This is a genomic window from Protofrankia sp. CiP1_Cm_nod4, assembly GCF_982290645.1.
This window is the reverse complement of the sequence record NZ_CEVIVC010000071.1, coordinates 20,644-25,961: the sequence shown is the minus strand read 5'-3', so window position 1 is coordinate 25,961 and position 5,318 is coordinate 20,644. Positions and strand designations below refer to the sequence as shown.

The window sequence follows — 5,318 nt, the reverse complement described above, 5'->3', positions numbered from 1 at the left end:
CGGGACGGGAGGAACCCGGGGCCGGGAGCAGGTCGCCGACCCGCAGGTCGAGGTCCATCGGCTCGCCGCAGTCCGGGTCCGGGCAGGTCACCACGGCGGAAAGCTGGTCGCCGAACGTCAGCCGGCGCAGGTGGAGCAGCAGCACCTCCCGGTCCCCGACCGTCAGCCCGTCCACCGTGTCCTCATCGATCTCGGCCATATCGGCCTCGGTCAGGTCGCCGAGCCGGACCAGGCAGCGGGCGAGCAGCGTCGACACGCGGCTGGCGATGTCCAGGCCGTGGGCGTGTTCGGCCAGATACGCCTCGTCCCGTCCGTCGAGCGGACGCGCGACCGCCGTGGTGTGCCGGCTGCCCGCACACCACAGGCCGTGGCGAAGCGCCACCCGCGCCAGCGGGCCGTCCGGCAGATGTCGCATCGGTGGGTGCCCGCCGCGCCTATGCCGACGGCAGCGTGAAGGTGGGCTCCCTGAGCTCGACGACCGGAATGCGTTCCCAGCCCTCGTTCTCCAGTTTGATGGTCTGGATGGCGACCGCGTTGGCGTTCGCGTCCAGGTCGGGCAGCGCCTGGTACTCCGAGACCCAGCAGCGGAACACCCGGTAGGACAGCACCTGCTGGCCGGCCTCGTTGAACACGTCGATGGTGATGTCCTTGCGGAAGTCCGCCAGCGACACCTCCATGGTCCGCTTGTCGGGCGGGGCCTGGGCGTTCGCGTAGTCCCACACCTTGTTCGCCCACTGCTCGAAGTCGACGTCCTGGGTGATCCCCCGCTCCAGGCTGACCGGTTCGTACTTGGTGCGCCCAGGGGACTTGCGGCCGGTGCTCGGGTCGCCGCCGTCGCGGTGCTCGACGACCTCGGTGGTGCGTTTGAGCGCGCCCACCTTGCTGATTCCGGCGACGTACCGCCCGTCCCACCACACCCGGAACTTGAAGTTCTTGTACGGGTCGAACCGGGTCGGGTTGACGACGAACTGCGCCATGGGCTGTCCTTCCGCCCCGGCCGGGACACGGCGGGGTCCGTCCTGTCATGGGAGGAGAGAACGATCAGCCGGCGCTCTGGCCCGCCAGCTGGGAAATACTGATGATCACGAATTCGGCGGGCTTCAGCGGCGCGAACCCGACGCTGATGTTGACGATGCCGAGGTCGATGTCGGCCTGGGTGGTGGTCTCGGCATCACACCTGACCAGGTATGCCTCGCCCGGGGTGGAGCCCTGGAACGCGCCCTTGCGGTAGAGGTTGTTCATGAACGTGCCGATACTCGACCGCAGCTCGGACCACAGCGGCGCGTCGTTCGGCTGGAAGACGGCCCACTGGGTGCCCCGGAACAGGCTCTCCTCGATGTACAGGGCGAGCCGGCGGACGGGGATGTACTTCCATTCCGAGGCCAGCTGGTCCGCGCCGGCCCGGGTACGGCTGCCCCAGCTCACCGTCCCGTACACCGGGAACGTGCGCAGGCAGTTCACACCCTGCCGGTTCAGCTGGCCGTTCTGCGGGTCGGTCAGCACCTCGGTGAGCTCGGGGACGTTGCGCAGCGTCGCGTCGGTGCCGGCCGGCGCCTTCCACACCCCGCGGTCGGCGTCCGTCCGGGCGAACAGGCCGGCCAAGGTACCGCTCGCGCCGACGGAACGCAGCCGGAACCCGCTCAGCGGATCCGGCACCCTGACCCGCGGGTAGAACAGCGCGGTGTTCGTGTGGGGCGGCGTTTTGGGCAGGTCGACCTTTGCCGTGTCGAACCTGGTCACCGTGTCCGGCGTGTCCATGAGGAAGAACGCGCGCCGGTTCCCGCAGTACGTCTGGGCGAAACTGACGACGGCGCCGGCCTCGGTGGGTGAAAGCGGGTGGTCGCCGGTGAGGGTCGCCGTCCGGGGCAGGCACAGCAGGTTGAACACGTCGACGGTGTCGAGCGCGCCGATGCCGGCCATCAGGGCGTTGCCGTCCGGCGGGTCGCCGTCGCCACCCGCCCGGCTGCCCACCTGCGCCGTGTCGGCGATGAAACCCTGTGTCGCGGGCGCGGCACCGAGCTGATATTCCTGCACGTTCGCCGATGCCAGGGGTGATGATCCGGAGGTCGTCAGCTTCAGGGTCGTGGCCGCGCCGCTGGCGCCCGCGTTGCCCGCCCGGACGGACGCCCCGGGCACACCGGCGATCAGGAGCAGCCGCGGGCCGCCACCCCCCGCCCCGCCGTCCGCCACCCGGGCCACGCCGCCGGTGAAGGCCGGCGCGGGACCGGCCACGTGCGCCAGCCCCTCCGTGAGCACCCGCGCGATCTCGGTCGGCGTATGCGGGCCGGGAGCCAGGTCCACCGGAAGCGCACGGGTGACCGGCGTCGCGCCGGCATCCGACGGGGTGAACGTCACCGCGATCCGAGCGCCCTTGTCGATCGTGACGTCGCCGCTGAGCGGCTCGGATCGCAGCGCGGGCAGCACCTGCGTCTCGGCGCTGGTCAGCTTGAGCGCCGTCCACACGGCCTGGTTCGGGTTCGGCGAGGTGGTGGACGGCGCCGCCTCGATCGTGAACGGCTCCGGCCCGTCACCACCCGGGACGAACACCAGCCGTCCGTTCACCGCCGTGACGAGCGCGCCCGCGAATCCCTGCTCCGGCGGCGAGCCGGCCCCCGCCGCCCGAACGAGGTTCTGCAGCTCGCCGGCGAGTTCGTCGAGTTCGTGGCCGCCGTCGGGGACGATGATGGTGTGGCTGGTCGTCCCCAGCCTCAGTCGGAGCTCGTTGCCCGTCGCGGGCACGGCCACCGGCTCGGTCAGCTCACCGCCACGGGTCGCCGCCGCGGGCTTCGCCGTGCCGGTGGCCAGGAGCAGCCGGTCGGTGGCGGTCGGGTCGCCCGCGAAATCGGCGACGAGCAGGCGGGTCGCGGGAGCGGTCGGTCCCGCGCGCAGCCGCAGCCGGCGTCCGGTCACAGCTCCCGCCGCGTTCAGCTCGTCGACGACCTCGACGGTGGTCGCCGCGAACGCGGGGAGTTCCGGCCGCGCCCGCTGGACCGCGGCCTGCAGCGCCGTCGCGACGGCGTCGATCGGGTGGGGGCCGGCCGGCAGGGCGAGCGGCGCGACGCCGGACTCGCCGGCGATCGTCACACTCACCGTCGCGTCGGCGGCGAGGCCGATGGTGGCCGGCTGTGTGGGCGACGCGCTGTGCACGCCGGACAAGGTGCCGCCCAGCAGCGGCCGGGTGGTGCCCGTCACCGTGATCGTGACCAGCGTCGAGCCGGTACGGGAGTCGTTGACGACGTCCTCGGCGAAGTCGACGCTGCCGGGCGTCAGCGACAGGCCACGGAAGACCTCCTGTGCGACCACGGGCGCGCCCGGGCCGCCGGAGCCGCCGTACAGACTCACGACCAGGTTGAACCGGTCGGCGACCCAGTCGACCCGGACCCGCAGGTTGTTGCCCCACACACCCGGGTTCTTCGCCGTGACCACCAGCGGCCCGGTCGCGGGCGCGGCGGGGGCGGCCGCCGCCACGGCACCGCCGATGACGACGTCACTCGCGGTGAGGTCCCCGGACGCGGTGCGCACGGCCCACGCTTCGGTGCCGCCGTTGAGGAAGAACTGCTGGATCCCGTAGGAGGCTTCACTCGACGGGTGCAGACCGCCGAACGTCCGGACGAACTCCGTCCAGTTGAAGACCTGGACGGGCGTTTCCAGCGGGCCCTTCGGAAAGAAGTCGACGAACGCCGCGACCGAGGTCGACACTCCCGTGATCGTACGGACACCGCTCGGGATCTCCTGGATGTAAACACCCGGATAGGTCGGTGAGACCGGCATGGACGCGGCCTTTCTCGGGAGCGTCGAAAACGTGGTCACGCCTCCGGCGGCCCACGCTCCGGTCACTGCGGGGGGCGGCTGCCGCGGCCACCATCGTCGCCGCTCGTGCCCGGCACGGACATGGACCGCCGGGTTCAGACACGATCCCGTCCCAGATCTACATCCCGTACCTCTTGCACCGACCGGACAGCTCGGCTCGGCTGAGGCGAAGGCCACGGTGATGAACCCAGCGCCGCGCCCTCCGACACGGCACCTCTCAGCACCGCGCCTCCCGACACGGCGGGTCCCAGGACGACGGCGACCTACGCCGAGCCGAACCCTCCGACCATCACGCCCACACAGCGGCGGTAGTGCGCCCGAGCACCTGCCAGGCCGGTCAGGCCGTGTGGCTCGCGGCGCTGAGGAGCCGCTCGACGTCCCGGCAGAAATCGTCGGACGACGGCGAGTTCCGCCGGGCCAGTGCGAGATCGAACGCGGCGGCAAGCGCGGACTGGTCGACGGCGGGGCGGTAGCGCTGGCCATCGACACGCTGACCGGTCAGCCACTCCTTGCGGCCGCGGGGGTTCTCCGGCTCGGGGTGGGCCTTCAGGCCGGGAGCGAGGCCGCGGATGCCGGCCAGGGGTTCAACGTCTGGAACGCCATACTCCGCAGCGCCGCGTGGACGGGAGCGAACGGCAGCGTCCGACGCATACCAGTCAGGCCCGATCTCATACCCGTCTGTCTCACCGGCTGGTACGGGATGCACGTACCACCGTTTCGGGCTGTCCTTGGTGTATGCGACCGCTCCTCCGCAGGTGCTGCCGGCGTGACGCCTTGTACCACCTGGCTCTACAGGCCAGACCCATCCACCGTCTTCCGAGACAAAATTGAGATATCTTTCCGTTTCGTACGGACAATATGCGCTCCTCGACGAGGAACGATGGGAGTCGAGTACCGGATGGCCGACCGAAATGGGACGACCTTCCACGCCGGCACGGACGCGAATACAGTTTTCAATAATGAGCGTGGCGACGTACCACCGGATTCCGGGCCGGAGCACGGTGCCGTATTCACGGAATGAGACGTCCATGATGACGGATGGCGAACAGTGATTGCCACGGTAAAGGTGCTCGGGCTGCGGGCCCGGGGCTTTACCGATGTTGCCGCGGCGGCCCGACGGGTCGTCGACTACGTTCAGGGCACCCCAGCCGCCCCCGAAGCCATCCGCCCCGGGCCGGCGGACTACTACAGTTCCGGGACACGGCCCGCGGACGGGCGCGGGGTTCCGGCGCGGATCTGCTCGGGCTGCGCGGCCAGGTCGATCCGGTGCACCTGCAGCGGCCGCTGTGCGGGCTGCACGCGCGTACCGGACAATCGGTGCCGCCTGCGGCCGGTTCGGCCGGCCGGGCCGGCCGAACCACCCCCGCCATTCCTGGCATCCCGTCGAGCATCGGCACATCGTCGACGACGGGGCGGGGGCAGACATCGCCGCCGCTCTCGATGCCGGGGTGGACGAGTAAGGGCGTAGAGCAGCGACCACACCATGAGCCATCCAGCCTGCCCGACAC

At 71.0% G+C, this 5,318-nt stretch carries 4 protein-coding genes; all 4 read right to left on the bottom strand.

What is annotated here, in order from left to right; genetic code table 11:
- Positions 1 to 415: T4 family baseplate hub assembly chaperone (locus tag AC5LSR_RS14665; protein ID WP_493465412.1), on the bottom strand; the 415-nt coding region annotated here is incomplete at its 3' end.
- Between the two features lie 19 nt (positions 416 to 434).
- Positions 435 to 977, bottom strand: a complete 543-nt coding sequence (locus AC5LSR_RS14660) for a phage tail protein (RefSeq protein WP_250283816.1) — start codon at positions 975 to 977, stop codon at positions 435 to 437.
- Between the two features lie 64 nt (positions 978 to 1,041).
- Positions 1,042 to 3,771, bottom strand: coding sequence for a phage tail sheath family protein (locus AC5LSR_RS14655; RefSeq protein ID WP_250283818.1), 2,730 nt, complete (start codon positions 3,769 to 3,771; stop codon positions 1,042 to 1,044).
- Positions 3,772 to 4,147: 376 nt separating this feature from the next.
- Positions 4,148 to 4,840 (bottom strand): hypothetical protein, encoded by a 693-nt coding sequence (locus AC5LSR_RS14650; protein WP_250283820.1) that lies wholly within the window; start codon positions 4,838 to 4,840, stop codon positions 4,148 to 4,150.
- Between the last annotated feature and the right edge of the window lie 478 nt (positions 4,841 to 5,318).

Bases quoted from the DNA above. Each gene is read 5' to 3' on its own strand.
- AC5LSR_RS14660 (WP_250283816.1), bottom strand. From the start codon at position 977: ATGGCGCAGTTCGTCGTCAACCCGACCCGGTTCGACCCGTACAAGAAC.
- AC5LSR_RS14655 (WP_250283818.1), bottom strand. From the start codon at position 3,771: ATGCCGGTCTCACCGACCTATCCGGGTGTTTACATCCAGGAGATCCCG.
- AC5LSR_RS14650 (WP_250283820.1), bottom strand. From the start codon at position 4,840: ATGGACGTCTCATTCCGTGAATACGGCACCGTGCTCCGGCCCGGAATC.